Source organism: Micromonospora sp. DT31, assembly GCF_049841795.1.
Classification (GTDB): Bacteria; Actinomycetota; Actinomycetes; order Mycobacteriales; family Micromonosporaceae; genus Micromonospora.
In genome coordinates this window covers 1-14,464 of the sequence record NZ_JBNCKZ010000015.1, presented here as the reverse complement: position 1 = coordinate 14,464, position 14,464 = coordinate 1, and the positions used below count along the sequence as shown (strand labels likewise).

General features: G+C 72.8%; 16 protein-coding genes. 9 read left to right on the top strand and 7 right to left on the bottom strand.

Features of this window, described 5'->3' with window-relative positions:
• The first annotated feature begins 210 nt into the window (after positions 1–210).
• On the top strand, positions 211–1,827 hold the full coding sequence (locus tag ACLQ2X_RS21945; protein ID WP_425682955.1) for an RNA polymerase sigma factor: 1,617 nt from the start codon (positions 211–213) through the stop codon (positions 1,825–1,827).
• Between the two features lie 245 nt (positions 1,828–2,072).
• The gene (locus tag ACLQ2X_RS21940; RefSeq protein WP_089153815.1) at positions 2,073–2,306 is read left to right on the top strand and encodes a DUF7455 domain-containing protein; all 234 of its coding nucleotides are present in this window, start codon (positions 2,073–2,075) and stop codon (positions 2,304–2,306) included.
• Positions 2,307–2,443: 137 nt separating this feature from the next.
• Here the strand turns inward: ACLQ2X_RS21940 and ACLQ2X_RS21935 are convergent, their stop codons facing one another.
• From ACLQ2X_RS21935 to ACLQ2X_RS21925, 3 genes are all read right to left on the bottom strand, one after another.
• The gene (locus ACLQ2X_RS21935) at positions 2,444–4,165 is read right to left on the bottom strand and encodes a DEAD/DEAH box helicase (protein WP_425683038.1); all 1,722 of its coding nucleotides are present in this window, start codon (positions 4,163–4,165) and stop codon (positions 2,444–2,446) included.
• A gap of 161 nt (positions 4,166–4,326) precedes the next feature.
• Entirely contained in the window at positions 4,327–5,007 is a 681-nt protein-coding gene (locus ACLQ2X_RS21930; protein WP_425682954.1) for a trimeric intracellular cation channel family protein, read from the bottom strand.
• A 40-nt stretch (positions 5,008–5,047) separates the two neighbouring features.
• Positions 5,048–5,284: a DUF3039 domain-containing protein gene (locus ACLQ2X_RS21925; protein ID WP_425682953.1), complete on the bottom strand. Its 237-nt coding sequence runs from the start codon at positions 5,282–5,284 to the stop codon at positions 5,048–5,050.
• A 70-nt stretch (positions 5,285–5,354) separates the two neighbouring features.
• Here ACLQ2X_RS21925 and ACLQ2X_RS21920 point away from each other — a divergent pair, with 70 nt between their 5' ends.
• Complete coding sequence (locus ACLQ2X_RS21920) at positions 5,355–6,290, top strand: pseudouridine-5'-phosphate glycosidase (RefSeq protein ID WP_425682952.1); 936 nt, start codon at positions 5,355–5,357, stop codon at positions 6,288–6,290.
• Positions 6,287–7,198 carry a carbohydrate kinase family protein gene (locus ACLQ2X_RS21915; protein WP_425682951.1) on the top strand — a complete coding sequence of 304 codons (912 nt, stop codon included), beginning with the start codon at positions 6,287–6,289 and terminating at the stop codon, positions 7,196–7,198. Before ACLQ2X_RS21920 ends, ACLQ2X_RS21915 begins: the two co-directional genes overlap by 4 nt.
• A 26-nt stretch (positions 7,199–7,224) precedes the next feature.
• Here the strand turns inward: ACLQ2X_RS21915 and ACLQ2X_RS21910 are convergent, their stop codons facing one another.
• A complete protein-coding gene (locus tag ACLQ2X_RS21910; protein WP_425683037.1) occupies positions 7,225–7,581 on the bottom strand; it encodes a DUF3099 domain-containing protein in 357 nt (118 codons plus the stop codon).
• A 106-nt stretch (positions 7,582–7,687) separates the two neighbouring features.
• On the opposite strand from ACLQ2X_RS21910, the gene ACLQ2X_RS21905 reads away from it, so the two are divergent.
• Both ACLQ2X_RS21905 and ACLQ2X_RS21900 read left to right on the top strand, forming a co-directional pair.
• Positions 7,688–7,999, top strand: coding sequence for a hypothetical protein (locus ACLQ2X_RS21905; protein ID WP_425682950.1), 312 nt, complete (start codon positions 7,688–7,690; stop codon positions 7,997–7,999).
• On the top strand, positions 7,989–8,300 hold the full coding sequence (locus ACLQ2X_RS21900) for a hypothetical protein (RefSeq protein WP_425682949.1): 312 nt from the start codon (positions 7,989–7,991) through the stop codon (positions 8,298–8,300). Before ACLQ2X_RS21905 ends, ACLQ2X_RS21900 begins: the two co-directional genes overlap by 11 nt.
• A gap of 4 nt (positions 8,301–8,304) precedes the next feature.
• On the opposite strand, the gene ACLQ2X_RS21895 is transcribed toward ACLQ2X_RS21900, so the two are convergent.
• Positions 8,305–8,880 (bottom strand): HhH-GPD-type base excision DNA repair protein, encoded by a 576-nt coding sequence (locus ACLQ2X_RS21895; protein WP_425682948.1) that lies wholly within the window; start codon positions 8,878–8,880, stop codon positions 8,305–8,307.
• A gap of 120 nt (positions 8,881–9,000) precedes the next feature.
• Positions 9,001–10,221, bottom strand: a complete 1,221-nt coding sequence (locus ACLQ2X_RS21890; protein ID WP_425682947.1) for a S8 family peptidase — start codon at positions 10,219–10,221, stop codon at positions 9,001–9,003.
• Between the two features lie 187 nt (positions 10,222–10,408).
• Here ACLQ2X_RS21890 and ACLQ2X_RS21885 point away from each other — a divergent pair, with 187 nt between their 5' ends.
• Together ACLQ2X_RS21885 and dtd are read left to right on the top strand one after the other, a co-directional pair.
• A complete protein-coding gene (locus ACLQ2X_RS21885) occupies positions 10,409–11,878 on the top strand; it encodes a DUF7059 domain-containing protein (protein ID WP_425683036.1) in 1,470 nt (489 codons plus the stop codon).
• Entirely contained in the window at positions 11,878–12,300 is a 423-nt protein-coding gene (gene dtd, locus ACLQ2X_RS21880; RefSeq protein WP_425682946.1) for a D-aminoacyl-tRNA deacylase, read from the top strand. Before ACLQ2X_RS21885 ends, dtd begins: the two co-directional genes overlap by 1 nt.
• A 6-nt stretch (positions 12,301–12,306) precedes the next feature.
• On the opposite strand, the gene ACLQ2X_RS21875 is transcribed toward dtd, so the two are convergent.
• Positions 12,307–13,095 (bottom strand): sporulation protein, encoded by a 789-nt coding sequence (locus ACLQ2X_RS21875; protein ID WP_425682945.1) that lies wholly within the window; start codon positions 13,093–13,095, stop codon positions 12,307–12,309.
• Positions 13,096–13,323: 228 nt separating this feature from the next.
• On the opposite strand from ACLQ2X_RS21875, the gene sigB reads away from it, so the two are divergent.
• Positions 13,324–14,310 (top strand): RNA polymerase sigma factor SigB, encoded by a 987-nt coding sequence (sigB, locus tag ACLQ2X_RS21870; RefSeq protein ID WP_425682944.1) that lies wholly within the window; start codon positions 13,324–13,326, stop codon positions 14,308–14,310.
• The last annotated feature ends 154 nt before the right edge of the window (positions 14,311–14,464 follow it).

Below are 14,464 nucleotides of genomic sequence, written 5' to 3'. Positions count from 1 at the left end.
CGAATCTGCGGTCCCGGACCGCCGATACGCCGTGCGGCGCGGGATGATCGCCGCAGACGGCGTTACAATTCACCCTGCCCACGCGCCACGGACCGCCAGCCACCGGACGGGCCGGGACACGGGGGTCCTCAACGACTCGCCCGGCACGGCCGTTCACTGCTGCGCCGGACGACCCGGCCGTGCTCGCTCCTTCGCCTCCGGAAGGTCTTCGTGACAGATCCCCGCCAGACCGGCGCCGACGTTCGCTCGCTCACCGACACCCTGATCGCCCACGCGCAGAGCGCCGGTGGCCAGCTCACGTCGGCCCAGCTCGCGCGCACCGTCGAGTCCGCTGAGGTGACCCCGGCCCAGGCCAAGAAGATCCTCCGCGCGCTCTCCGAGGCGGGCGTGACGGTGGTGGTGGACGGCTCGGCGAGCACCCGCCGCCCGCGGGTCGCCGCGGCCCGTTCCGCCACCCCGGCCTCCCGCGCGACCACCGCCAAGACCACCAAGAAGGCCGCCGCACCCGCGCCGCAGCAGGCGCCGGCCGTCGAGGAGTCCGCCGCCGCCCCGGCGCCGCGTAAGGCGACCGCGCGCAAGGCCGCCCCGACCACCGGCGAGGTGGCCGCCAAGGCCGCCGTCCCGGCGAAGGCCAGCAAGGCGACCCGGGCCACCAAGGCCACGGTGGCCGCCAAGACCGCCGCGGCCAAGCCGACGAAGGCGACCGGCAAGGGTGAGGGAGCCGAGGGCGAGATCGACCCGGAGGCACTGGCCGCCGAGATCGAGGACGTCGTGGTCGAGGAGCCGGCCGAGCTGACCAAGGCCGCCGAGGCCGACGCCGCCAGCTCCGCCACCGACAACGACTTCGAGTGGGACGACGAGGAGTCCGAGGCGCTCAAGCAGGCGCGCCGCGACGCCGAGTTGACCGCCTCCGCCGACTCCGTCCGGGCGTACCTGAAGCAGATCGGCAAGGTGCCGCTGCTCAACGCCGAGCAGGAGGTCGAGCTGGCCAAGCGGATCGAGGCCGGCCTCTACGCCGCCGAGCGGCTGCGCGCCGCCGAGGAGGGCGAGGAGAAGCTCGTCCGTGACCTGCAGCGCGACCTGATGTGGATCTCGCGGGACGGCGAGCGGGCGAAGAACCACCTGCTGGAGGCGAACCTGCGACTGGTGGTGTCGCTGGCCAAGCGCTACACCGGTCGCGGCATGGCCTTCCTCGACCTGATCCAGGAAGGCAACCTCGGCCTCATCCGCGCCGTGGAGAAGTTCGACTACACCAAGGGCTACAAGTTCTCCACCTACGCCACCTGGTGGATCCGCCAGGCCATCACCCGCGCCATGGCCGACCAGGCCCGCACCATCCGCATCCCCGTGCACATGGTCGAGGTGATCAACAAGCTCGGCCGGATACAGCGCGAGCTGCTCCAGGACCTGGGTCGCGAGCCCACTCCGGAGGAGCTGGCCAAGGAGATGGACATCACACCGGAGAAGGTGCTGGAGATCCAGCAGTACGCCCGGGAGCCCATCTCGCTCGACCAGACCATCGGCGACGAGGGCGACAGCCAGCTCGGTGACTTCATCGAGGACTCCGAGGCGGTCGTCGCCGTCGACGCGGTGTCGTTCTCGCTGCTGCAGGACCAGCTCCAACAGGTTCTGCAGACGTTGTCCGAGCGTGAGGCGGGCGTGGTACGCCTGCGCTTCGGGCTCACCGACGGCCAGCCGCGCACCCTGGACGAGATCGGCCAAGTGTACGGCGTGACCCGGGAACGCATCCGACAGATCGAATCCAAGACGATGTCCAAGTTGCGGCACCCCTCGCGCTCGCAGGTGCTCCGCGACTACCTGGACTGACCGCCGCACGTCAACTCGTCGTGCCGGTTTGATCACCAACCGTAGAACACTCATCGGTGATCGGTCGGTTGCCTGTTTGTGATCGTTGACGTGGCACCCTTGGTGCACGGCACACTGTCCTCCACGCCAGGTGTGACCTCGGTCCCCCGTGGGCACACAGGGAAGGCAGGGCCCGAGATGGGTGTTGCACGATAGGTGAGCAACCGAAGAGAGTGTTCATCGGTGACGACCAGAGGAGGAAGGCGATGACCCCGACCCTCACGCCGCCGCCCGAGACGGTGAGCCCCCCGGCCGCCGATGAACGGTGCGACCGCTGCAACGCCGCCGGCAAACTCCGGATCACCCTCTCGGGTGGGAGTGAGCTGGTGTTCTGTGGGCATCACGCGAACAAGTACGCCGAGGATCTCGTGAAGATCACCGTGCGGTACGCGTCAGACCCGGAGTTCAGTTGGCGGGGCGCGGATTTGATGGCGAACTGAGGTCCGACAAGAAGTCCATATCTCGACGAAACCGGCCGGAGGCACCCGAAGGGGTGCCTCCGGCCGGTTTTCGTGCCACCACCGACCTCGATCGGGGCCCCGCCTGCTGCCGGAGGCGGTGGGCGGGGCCCGTTCTCTCACAGGGTCTGCACGGTGGCGATGCGCTCCTCGAGTTGCTCGATGGTCGCCTGGGCACTGGGCGGGCCGCCGCAGATCCGGCGCAGCTCGGCGTGGATCTTGCCGTGCGGCTGGCCGGTGCGGTGGTGCCGCGCGGCCACCAGAGCGTTCAGCTGCCTCCGTAGCGCCACCCGACGCTGGGCGGCGTTCATGGGTGGGGGCGCCGCCGTGAGGGCCGCAGCGGCCGGCTCAGCGGCCCCCTGGGCGACCCGGCGCTTCTGCGCGGCGAGCTGCTCGGCCTGCCGCTTGGTCAACAGCAGGGAGACCTGGTCGGCGGTGAGCAGACCCGGCAGGCCGAGGTATTCCTCCTCCTCCGGCGTACCGGCCTGCGCGGCGGTGCCGAACGACGCGCCGTCGAAGATCACCTGGTCCAGCTCGGCGGTCGCGGAGAGCGCGGCGAACCGCTTCTCCAGCTCGCCGCTGGCGTTGTCGGCGCGCTGGGCACGCTCCAGCAGGTCGTCGTCGAAACCGTCGCGCTCCTTCGGCTTGCCGAGCACGTGGTCCCGCTCGGCCTCCATCTCGCTGGCCAGCCCGAGCAGGTGCGGCACGCTGGGCAGGAAGACCGAGGCGGTCTCGCCGGAGCGGCGGGCCCGGACGAACCGGCCGATCGCCTGCGCGAAGTACAGCGGCGTGCTGGCGCTCGTGGCGTACACGCCGACGGCCAGCCGGGGGATGTCGACCCCCTCGGACACCATCCGCACCGCGACCAGCCACCGCTGCTGCGAGGCGGCGAACGTCGCGATCCGCGCGGACGCGCCCTGGTCGTCGGAGAGCACCACCGCGGCCTTCTCCCCGGTCACCTGCTCCAGCAGCTTGGCGTACGCCCGGGCCACCTGCTGGTCGCTGGCGATCACCAGGCCACCGGCGTCCGGCATGCCGTTGGCACGCAACACGCTCAGCCGGGCGTCGGCGGCGCGCAGCACCTGCGGCATCCAGTCGCCGGCCGGGTCCAGCGCGGTACGCCACGCCTGCGCGATCAGGTCCTGCGTCATCGGCTCGCCGAGGCGGGCCGCCAACTCCTCCCCGGCGTTGGTGCGCCACCTGGTCTCTCCGGAGTAGGCCAGGAACAGCACCGGCCGGACCACGCCCTCGCGCAGCGCGTCGGAGTAGCCGTAGACCGAGTCGGCGCGCGAGCGCAGCAACCCGTCCCCGCCCCGTTCGTAGCTGACGAACGGGATCGGGTTGTCGTCGGAGCGGAACGGCGTACCGGTGAGCATCAGGCGGCGTACCGCGGGTTCGAACGCCGCCTTGACGCCGTCGCCCCAGGTCCGCGAGTCGCCGGCGTGGTGGATCTCGTCGAGGATCACCAGGGTCCGCCGGGTCATGGTGCGCCGCCGGTGCACCTGCGGCGCCATGCCGACCTGGGCGTAGGTGACCACCGCGCCGTGGAAGTCGGCGGCGGAGTGCAGGTCGGCGTTGCGGAACGCGGAGTCGAGTTGGATGCCCACCCGCGCCGCCGCGTGCGCCCACTGGGTCTTCAGGTGTTCGGTGGGCGCGACCACGGTGACCGCCTCGACGGTGCCGTCGGCGAGCAGTTCCGCGGCGATGCGCAGCGCGAACGTGGTCTTGCCGGCGCCGGGCGTGGCGACCGCGGTGAAGTCGTCGGTCCGGCGGCGCAGGTATTCCACGAGAGCCTTGCGTTGCCAGGCACGCAGGGGCGGGAACGTGTCGAGCGCGGGCATCCGCGGTGGCACGCGTAGCTCCTCTCCGCCGCGGACGGCGGCGGGCCCGACCGGGGCCACGGGAGCCGCCGCCCATGAAAACGCCCTCGCGCATGCGGTACCGCGAAGGCCGACTCAGCATAACCAGCGCGGGCGGGCCGCCCCACCCGACGCCACGCTGGTCACATCGGGCCGCCCGGCGACCCGGACGGTCCGGGCAGCGTTCCCCGGGTGCCGGTACGCGGCGGGCGCAGCGCCGCCACCGGCGCCGACCACTGGCGGCGCAGCGAGATCAGCCGCAGCCCGAAGACGAGGAGTGCGGCGGCGGTCAGCGGTACGGCGGTGGCCTGTCCGTACGCCGACAGCAGCGCCACCATGATGGAGCCGGCCAGCGCGGCCACGGCGTAGATCTCCCGGCGCAGCACCACCGGGATCTCGCCGGTGAGCAGGTCCCGGCCCAGCCCACCGCCGATCGCGGTGAGCATGCCGATCATGCAGGCGCCGACGGCCGGCACGTGGGCGTCGAGCGCCTTGAGCGTGCCGGTGACGGTGAACAGGGCGAGACCGGCCGCGTCGAGCACCAGCACCGTGGTGCGTAGCCGGGCGAGATGGGGGTGCAGCCAGAACACGGCGGCGGCCGTGACGGCGGCGGTGACCGCGTACCGCCAGTCGGCGAACGCCAGCGGCGGCGCCTCGGCGATCACCAGGTCACGGAAGATCCCGCCGCCGAGCGCCGCGACCACGCCCACGAAGATCAACCCGAACAGGTCGAGGCGTTTGACCACCGCCGCGGAGGCGCCGGAGGCGGCGAAGACCGCCACGCCGGTGAGGTCGGCGAGGAGCAGGGCGGTGGAGGTGGTCACCGCCGCAGGTTACGTGCGCGGGCGGCCGAGCCGCCCACGATCACTCGCGCCAGGAGTCGTAGATCTCCTTGCACTTCGGGCAGACCGGTGCGCCGGGCTTGGCGGCCTTGGTCACCGGGAACGTCTCGCCGCACAGCGCGATGACGTACGTGCCCATGACCGCGCTCTCGGCGATCTTGTCCTTGCGCACGTAGTGGAACATGTCGGGGCCGGTGTCGGCCTCTTTCTGCTCCGGGCGCTCGAGAATCTCAGTACTCACGACCTCACCTCCGGCCATCCAGTTTCGCAGGCCTGGCGGAGCGGGTCCACCGCAGCCCCTCCCGGCGGCGGCCCGTACCGTAACGGAAGTGACCAACTTTCACATCAGTCTCGGTGGTGAGGTGGCCGACGCCCTGCGCGACGGGCGGCCGGTCGTGGCCCTGGAGAGCACGATCGTCTCGCACGGCCTGCCCCGGCCGCAGAACCTGCGCGTGGCGCGGCAGATCGAGCAGGCGGTACGCGACGCGGGCGCGGTACCGGCCACCATCGGCATGGTCGCCGGCGAACTGCGGGTGGGCCTGGACGACGCGCAGCTGACCCGGCTCGCCACGGTCGACGGGGTGAGCAAGCTCTCCGTGCGTGACCTGGCCCCGGCGGCGGCCACCGGCGCGGACGGCGCCACCACGGTCGCGGCCACCAGCGCGGTCGCGGCGGCGGTCGGGATCGGCGTGTTCGCCACCGGCGGGCTGGGCGGGGTGCACCGGGAGGCGGCGCAGACGTTCGACGAGTCCGCCGACCTGGTCACCCTGGCCCGTACGCCGATCGCGGTGGTCTGCGCCGGGGTGAAGTCGATCCTCGACGTCGGCGCGACCCTGGAACGGCTGGAGACGCTCGGGGTGGGCGTGGTGGGGTACCGCACCCGCCGCTTCCCCGGCTTCTACCTCACCGACGCCGGCTTCGACCTCGACTGGTCGGTGGACTCCCCCGAGCAGGTGGCCGACGTGCTGGCCGCGCGGGCCACCCACGGCGTGCACCGGGGCGGGCTGGTGGTGGCCAACCCGCTGCCCGTCGATGAGCAACTCGACCCGGCGCTGCACGACCGCACGCTCACCGAAGGGCTGGCCGCGCTGGCCCGGGAGGGTGTCACCGGCAAGGCGGTCACCCCGTTCCTGCTGTCCCACTTCCACGCCGCCACCGAGGGGGCGAGCCTGGCGGTGAACGTCCGGATCATCCTGCGCAACGCCGACCTCGCGGCGCGGATCGCGGTCGCCGCGGCGACCCGCCGGCCCACCGACGCGGCATGAGCGCCGTACCGCGCGTCGTGGTCGTGGGCGACGTGATCACCGATGTGGTCGCGATGCTGTCCGGCCCGCTGGCGACCGGCTCGGACACCGCGGCCGGGATCCGGTTCAGCGGCGGCGGCCAGGCGGCCAACACGGCTGCCTGGCTCGCCGGCCAGGGCGCGCCGGTGACGCTCGTCGCCGCCGTCGGCGACGACGAGACCGGCCGGGAGCGGGTGGCCGAGCTGACCCGGATCGGGGTCGACTGCGTGGTGCAGCGGCACGAGGGCTACCCGACCGGCACGGTCATCGTGCTCACCCACGACGGGGAGCGCACCATGGTCAGCCAGCGGGGCGCGAACCTGCGCCTGACCGCCGAGCACGTGGACGAGGCGTTGGCCGCCGCGCCTGACGCCGGGCACCTGCACCTGTCCGCGTACACGCTGCTGGACGTCGGGTCGCGCGGCGCCGGCCTGCGCGCGCTGGCCGCCGCCCGCGCGCGCGGGCTGACCGTCAGCGTCGACGCGGCGTCCGCGGCGCCGTTGCGGCGCGTCGGCGGGGCGTTCCTGACCTGGGTACGCGACGTCGACCTGCTGCTGGTCAACACGGACGAGGCGACGGTTCTGGCCGGCGGCCTGGACCCGGCGGCGCAGGGCCGGGCGTTGACCGCGGTGGCGCACCGGGTGGTGGTCAAGCGCGGTGCGGCGGGGGCGGTCTGGGTGCAGCGGGGCGGCGGCCCGGTGGAGTTCGCCCCGGCACCCGGGGTGGACGTGGTGGACGTGACCGGCGCGGGTGACGCTTTCGCCGCCGGCCTGCTCACCGCCTGGCTGGCCGGCGCCGACCCGCGGGCCGCCCTGGCACGGGCGGGTGACCTGGGCGCGCTCGCGGTGACGACCGTCGGCGCCCGGCCGTCGGCGGGTCAGCCCGGGTAGCGACCGTGCGGTCGCGGGAGCGCCGGTCAGGGTTCGCCGTCGATGACCCGGTGCGGGCGCTCCTGCGCGGTCAACGCGGTGGGGCCGGGTTCCTCGCGGTGCCGGGGGCGGAACCTGTTGGCCAGCCGGTGCTCCTCCTTGGGCGGCCGGTCGTTGGCGAGCAGCACGGCCAGCCACGGGACGAGCACCATGCCGACGGCGCACAGCGGCAGCCACAGCCACAGCAGCGGCGCGTCGACGCCGACCAGGATCGCGCCCCCGATCAGGCAGGCGACCCGGACGCTCATCATCAGGACATACCGCTTCTGCCGGCTGCTGAGCTGGTCGTCCTGGCTGCGCGGGGCGTCGGTGATCAGAATCGGCTGGTACGCCTGACGCTTCACCACGGACCTCCTACGAGGGGATACGGCCCATCCTGTCACTCCGGACGGATGATCGGCGAGAATCGTGACAGGCGAATGCGTGTTACGCGCGTGGTACGCTTCGCCGGTGGCCAACCGGTTCAGCTTCACCGACGAGGCGCTGGCGAACCTGCGGGTCTACGACGTCACACCGGGGGAAGTCTGGGAGGCCCTGCACGGCAACCGCCGGGTCATCCGGCACCTCGGGGACGACGTCATGGTGGTCTACGCGACCGACCACCGGGGCCGGCGCCTCGCGGTGCTGCTGGCCGAGGCCGACGGCACCGACAACGACTGGGACATCCTCTCCGCCCGCGAGCTGACCGACGTCGAGGCCAAGCGCTACGACGAGGCGGTGCGGAGGACACGCCGACGAGGAGGCGCACCCGATGCACCGTGACGAGGCAACCAAGCGGTTCCACGCCGGCGACGACGCGTTCGCCGACCTGATCGACGACACACCGCCGGCGCAGCTGCCCACCCCCGACTCCGACGTACCGATGGTCAGCCGGTCGGTGCGGCTCCCGATGGACACCTACGAACGGGTCCGGGCCGCCGCCGACGCACGCGGCATCGGGGTGACCACGCTGATGCGGCAGTGGATCGAGGCCGGCCTGGCCGACCTGGACGACTCGGCCACCGTGTCGCTCGCCGACGTGCGCCGCGCGCTGGCGTCACTGTCCCGCCCCACCGCGGCCTGACGCCTCAGCCCTTCGCGGCCTTCGCCTCCGCCTTCATCCGCTGCTTGAACTCGCGGACCCGGCGCAACGACTCCGGATCCGTCACATCCGCCACCGACCGGTACGCCTCGGCGTCGCCGTAGTCGCCGGCCGCCTCCCGCCAGCCCGCCGGTGTCACCCCGAACCGCTTGCCGAGCAGGGCCACGAAGATCTGCGCCTTCTGCCGCCCGAACCCGGGCAGCTCACCGACCCGGCGCAGCAGTTCCCGGCCGTCGGCCACGTCCGACCACAGCCGGGCCGGGTCGCCGTCGTACCGCTCGACAAGCGCCCGGCACACCTCCTGGGTGCGGGCCGCCATCGCCTTCGGGAAGCGGTGCAGCGCCGGCGGCCGGGCGAAGACCTCCACCAGCGCCTCCGGGTCGTACCCGGCCAACTCCCGGGCGTCCGGCTCGTGACCGAGCCGCTGCGCCAGCACGTACGGCGAGGAGAACGCCTTCTCCATCGGCACCTGCTGGTCCAGCACCATGCCGAGCAGCAGCGCCAGCGGGCTGCGGGCCAGCAACTCGTTGGCCTGCGCGTCGATGGGTAGGGAGAGCGTCATGCCCCCATCCTGCCGCCCCGCCCTCGGCCGCGCCGCCGACTCCGGCCAGGACGCGCGGCGGCCCGGTGGACCGTTTCGGGTCCACCGGGCCGCCGCGAAGGGCGCGCTCAGCTCACCGCGTCAGTTGACGACGAAGAGCAGCCGGTTCGGCGAGCCCGTGCCCGGGCTGGTCACCTTGCCGGTGGTGGCGTTGGAGGTCAGGGAGCTGGCCACCTGCGCCGGGCTGTAGGAGGTGTTCGCCGACAGGACCAGCGCCGCCGCGCCGGCCACGTGCGGGGACGCCATCGAGGTGCCGCTGATCGTGTTGGTCGAGGTGTCGCTGGTCCGCCACGCCGAGGTGATCGACGAACCGGGGGCGAAGATGTCGACACACGAGCCGTAGTTCGAGTACGAGGCGCGGGCGTCGGTGCTGGTGGTGGCGCCCACCGTGATGGCCGAGGCGACCCGGGCCGGCGACGAGTTGCAGGCGTTGGCGCTGGAGTTGCCGGCCGCCAGCGCGTACGTGATGCCGGAGCTGATCGAGTTGGCCACCGCGTTGTCGAGCGTGCTGCTGACGCCGCCGCCGAGGCTCATGTTCGCCACGGCCGGCTTCACCGCGTTCGAGGTGACCCAGTTGACGCCGCTGATCACGCCGCTGGTCGAGCCGCTGCCGGAGCAGTTGAGCACCTTCACCGCCACCAGGCGCACGCCCTTGGCCACGCCGTACTTGGTGCCACCGACGGTGCCGGCGACGTGCGTGCCGTGGCCGTTGCAGTCGGTGTTGTTGGTGTCGACCGTGTTGGTGCCCCAGGTCGCCCGGCCGCCGAAGTCACCGTGGGTGGTCCGGATGCCGGTGTCGATGATGTAGGCGCGCACGTTGCTGGCGGTGTTCGGGTAGGTGTAGGTGCTGTTCAGCGGCAGGTTGCGCTGGTCGATCCGGTCCAGACCCCAGGTGGCGCCGGTCTGGGTGCCCTGGACGGTCATCACGCGGTCCTGCTCGACGTACGCGACGTCCGGGTCGGCGGCGAGCCGCCGGGCCTGGCCGGGGGTCATCTTCGCGCTGTAGCCGGTGAGGGCGGAGCTCCACACCGTGCCAACGTCGCCGCCGTAGCGCTTCGCCAGGCCGGCGGCCCGGTCCGGCACGGCGGTACGGGCGGTGCGGCTGTTGGCGGCGCCGACCGCGTCGCCCTTGAGTACGACCACGTAGCTGCCGCTGACGGCGCCGGCGGCGCCGGCGTACCGGACCTCGCCGGTGGGCGCGGCGAGAGCTGGCGAGGAGGCGGCGGCCGCGAAGGCCGCGGCGGCGGCCGTGACGGCGAGCGCGCGCAGCGCACGCCGCCGGGGAAGGGACACGTCGGGCATCGTCTGGCTCCCTACCGGGCGGTCCGGCTCGTGGCCGGCGGACCACCCATCGGCGGATGTTGGCAGGAATGCTAGCCATCGATCGATGGTCATGAAAGAGATAGTTGCCGATAGATGGCGTCCACGTTATGGATCGGCGGGTGCGTGCCTCGCCGCGGCGGCGGCGAGGCAGGATGGTCACGTGGACATGCTGCTCTCCCCCACCGGGGTCGACGCGCTGCGCACGGCGCTGACCCTGGCCCGCTTCACCGCCAACGGCATCGCCGAGCGCCTCGGCCCGCAGGCCACCGGCGCGGTGGCCCGCAACGACCACCGGGCGGCGCTGCGCGCCACCGCCGAGCGGGACCGGCTCGCCACGCTCATCCGGGTGTTCATCTGCGACCAGACCGAGCCGGAGGCCTCGGTGGCCGCCGCGCTCGCCCCGCTGACCGTGGACGAGGCGCTGGCCGGCGGCCTCGTCGAACGGCACGGCGACGGCCTGCGCGCCGGCGTCGACCTGGAGCCGTACATGGACGACTGGTGGGTGCTCGCCGACGTGCCGGCCCGCGCCCGGCCGGGCCGGGCGCTGCACGCCGAACACGTGCTGGGCATCGGCGGGGCCACCCAGACGCTCATCGGCGCCGCCGTACGCCCGACCGTGGACACCGCGCTCGACCTCGGCACCGGCTCCGGCGTCCAGGCGCTGCACCTGGGCACCCACGCCCGGCAGGTCACCGCCACCGACGTCTCCGAGCGGGCACTGCGGTTCGCCGCCACCACCGCCGCCCTCAACGGGCAGGACTGGGAACTGCTGCGCGGGGACATGGTCGCCCCGGTGGTCGGCCGCCGCTTCGATCTGGTGGTCAGCAACCCGCCGTTCGTCGTCGGCCCGGGCACCACCACGCACGTCTACCGCGACTCCGGACGCGTCGGCGACGCGATCGGTGCGGAACTGGCCGCCGCCGCGCCGCACCTGCTGACCGAGGGCGGCACCATGCAGTACCTGGCGAACTGGGTGCACGTCACCGGCGAGGACTGGGCCGAGCGGGTCACCGGCTGGTTCGCCGGCACCGGCCTGGACGCCTGGGTGATCCAGCGCGAGGTGGCCGACCCGATGGCGTACGTGGACCTCTGGCTGACCGACGTCGGCGAACGCGCCGACCCGCAACGGATGGAGGCGTGGCTTGACTGGTTCGACGCGCACAAGGTGGAGGCGATCGGCTTCGGCATCGTCTCGCTGCGGCGGTCCGGCCACGACCAGCCGGCCGTCCGCGTCGAGGACCTGCGCCAGCGCGTCGAGCCGCCGCTTGGCGACCGGATCGGCGAGTGGTTCGACAGGCAGGACTGGCTGCGCGCCCGGGACACCGACGGCCTGCTCGCCGCCCGATACCGGGCCGCCGACGGGCTGCGGCTGCACCAGGAGGCCACCATGGGCGACGACGGCTGGGCGGTGGACCGGCAGGTGCTGACCATGCCGCGCGGGCTGCGCTGGTCGGAGGAGATCGACCCGCTGGTGCTCGCCCTGGTCGGGGGCGCGGACGGTCGGCTGCCGCTGCGCGACCAGCTCGCCCTGCTCGCCGCCGCGCACGACGTGACACCGGACGAACTGGCCGAGGCGGCCACGCCGATCGTGGCGCACCTGGTCGAGCGGGGCCTCGTCGAACCGGTGGTGGACTGATGCGGGCGGTGGTGCAGACCGTCGGCCGGGCGAGCGTGACCGTCGACGGCGCCGTGGTGGGTGAGATCACCGACGGTCTGCTGGTGCTGCTCGGCGTCACCCACACCGATACCCCGCAGGTGGCTGCCACCATGGCCCGCAAGGTGCACGAGCTGCGCATCCTCGACGAGGAGCGCAGCGCCGCCGACACCGGGGCGCCGCTGCTCGTGGTCAGCCAGTTCACGCTCTACGGCGACGCCCGCAAGGGCCGGCGGCCGAGCTGGACGGCCGCCGCCCCCGCCGAGATGGCGGAACCGCTCGTGGGGGCCGTGGTCGAGGAGCTACGCGCCCGGGGCGCGAAGGTCGAGACCGGCCGCTTCCGCGCCCACATGTTCGTGGAGAGCGTCAACGTCGGGCCGCGCACCCTGCTCCTCGACCTCTGAGCCGGCCTAGAAGAACAGCCCGCGCCGGGACAGGGACTGGCGCAGCCAGCCGTCGAGGTGGGCGGCCCAGTCGACGCGGTCGGCCGTGGCGTGGTCCATGGTGAACCGGCCGAACGCGTCCCGGCCCTCGGTGAACAGGCCACCGCGCTTGTCGAGCTCCAGCACCACGTGGACCTGGTGCGGGTCGGTGACGAACGTGACCTCGAGCTGGTTCATCGCGCCGGCGTACTGCGGCGCCGGATAGAACTCGATCTCCTGGTAGAACGGCAGGTGCTGGCGTACGCCGTAGATGTGCCCACGCTCCACATCGGCGCGCGCGAAGCGGAAACCCAGCCGCAGCAGCGCCTCCAGCAGCCGCTCGTGGGCGGGCAGCGGGTGCACCGCGACCGGGTCCAGGTCGCCGGTGTCCATCGCCCGGGCCACCTCCAGCTCGGTACGCAGGCCCATCGTCATGCCGTGCAGGTGCTGGCCGTACAGCTCGGTGAGCGGGGTCTCCCACGGCACCGCAAAGCGGAACGGGATGTCGTGGCGCTGCCCCGGCTCCAGCCGGAACGCGCCGGTCACCTGGGCCCGGCCGAACTCCTGGTTGACGTCGTACTCCGAATTGGAGCTCTCCACCTCGACCCGGGTGACCAGCCCGAGTGCGACGTAGGTCACATCCACCTGGTGGTCGCCGCCGAGCACCTGAATGCGGCCCTCCAGCACACCTCCCGGGCGACAGTTCGGGTTGGCCAGCACCGTCTGCACCGACGGTCCACCCACACCCATCGCCTGCATGAGCCGCTTGAAGACCACGACGTTCTCCGATCGTCCGTGCCGTCGACCGGCTCCGGCGGCCGGTCGACGGCACGGTAACCGGCTCGGGCAATCGGCGCGGGAAATCCCCCGCATCTCGCTGTCGGCTGCCCGATCGCCTCACTCCCGTTTCACGCCCCGCCCGCCAAGCTGTGTGTCATCGGCACCACCGCGCGACGGGGCACGGCGTCGGTACGGCACGCAGGACACGGGGCGGGGAGAACAGAGATGACCCAGCAGATGATCGAGCACCAGGACATGGATGTCACCGTCACGGACCTGGACGCCACCGACGAGCGCGGCGTCTCCACCGACCTGGTCCGGGCGTACCTGAACGGCATCGGCCGCACCAAGCTGCTCACCGCGGCGCAGGAGGTCGAGCTGAGCAAGCGGATCGAGGCCGGGCTCTTCGCCGAGGAGAAGCTGGCCACCTGCACCCCCGTCTCCGCCGAGCTGCGCGCGGACCTGACGCTGGTCGCGGCCGAGGGCCGCGCCGCCAAGGACCACCTGCTGGAGGCGAACCTGCGACTGGTGGTGAGCATCGCCAAGCGGTACACCGGTCGCGGCATGGCCTTCCTCGACCTGATCCAGGAAGGCAACCTCGGCCTCATCCGCGCCGTGGAGAAGTTCGACTACACCAAGGGCTACAAGTTCTCCACCTACGCCACCTGGTGGATCCGCCAGGCCATCACCCGCGCCATGGCCGACCAGGCCCGCACCATCCGCATCCCCGTGCACATGGTCGAGCAGGTCAACCGGATGGTCCGGGCGCGACGCGAACTGTCGGTGAGCCTGGGCCGCGAACCCACCGTCAGCGAGGTGGCGGTGGCGCTGGAGATCCCCGAGTTCCAGGTGATCGAGCTGATCTCCTACGACCGGGAGCCGGTCAGCCTGGACCAGGCGGTCGGCGAGGACGGCGAGAGTGCGCTCGGTGACTTCGTCGCCGCGGTGGACCCGCGTGCCGAGCCCGGCGACGCCGCCACCAACGGCGAGCTGCGCAACGAGGTCAGCATCGTGCTGGCCACCCTCTCGCAGCGGGAGCAGGCGGTGATCCGGCTGCGCTTCGGCCTGGACGACGGCCGGCAGCGCACCCTCGACGAGGTGGGCCGCGAGTTCGGGCTGTCCCGGGAACGCATCCGGCAGATCGAGAAGGTGACGCTGCTCAAGCTGCGCGACCCGGAGCGGGCGAACCGCCTGGAGGCGTACGCCTGCTGACCCGGCACACGTGCGACAGGCCCCGGCGGGTGGGCGGGGGGGGTCGGCCGGGGGGGGGGGGTGGGCCGGCGGGGGGCCAGCCCGGCGATGCGCCAGGCGGCGAAGCCGCCGATCACGTCGGTGGCGCGGTGCAGGCCGAGGTCCTTCAGTGCGG

Bases quoted from the DNA above. Each gene is read 5' to 3' on its own strand.
- ACLQ2X_RS21940 (WP_089153815.1), top strand. From the start codon at position 2,073: ATGACCCCGACCCTCACGCCGCCGCCCGAGACGGTGAGCCCCCCGGCC.
- ACLQ2X_RS21935 (WP_425683038.1), bottom strand. From the start codon at position 4,165: ATGCCCGCGCTCGACACGTTCCCGCCCCTGCGTGCCTGGCAACGCAAG.
- ACLQ2X_RS21925 (WP_425682953.1), bottom strand. From the start codon at position 5,284: ATGGCCGGAGGTGAGGTCGTGAGTACTGAGATTCTCGAGCGCCCGGAG.
- ACLQ2X_RS21915 (WP_425682951.1), top strand. From the start codon at position 6,287: ATGAGCGCCGTACCGCGCGTCGTGGTCGTGGGCGACGTGATCACCGAT.
- ACLQ2X_RS21900 (WP_425682949.1), top strand. From the start codon at position 7,989: ATGCACCGTGACGAGGCAACCAAGCGGTTCCACGCCGGCGACGACGCG.
- ACLQ2X_RS21895 (WP_425682948.1), bottom strand. From the start codon at position 8,880: ATGACGCTCTCCCTACCCATCGACGCGCAGGCCAACGAGTTGCTGGCC.
- ACLQ2X_RS21890 (WP_425682947.1), bottom strand. From the start codon at position 10,221: ATGCCCGACGTGTCCCTTCCCCGGCGGCGTGCGCTGCGCGCGCTCGCC.
- ACLQ2X_RS21885 (WP_425683036.1), top strand. From the start codon at position 10,409: ATGCTGCTCTCCCCCACCGGGGTCGACGCGCTGCGCACGGCGCTGACC.
- dtd (WP_425682946.1), top strand. From the start codon at position 11,878: ATGCGGGCGGTGGTGCAGACCGTCGGCCGGGCGAGCGTGACCGTCGAC.
- sigB (WP_425682944.1), top strand. From the start codon at position 13,324: ATGACCCAGCAGATGATCGAGCACCAGGACATGGATGTCACCGTCACG.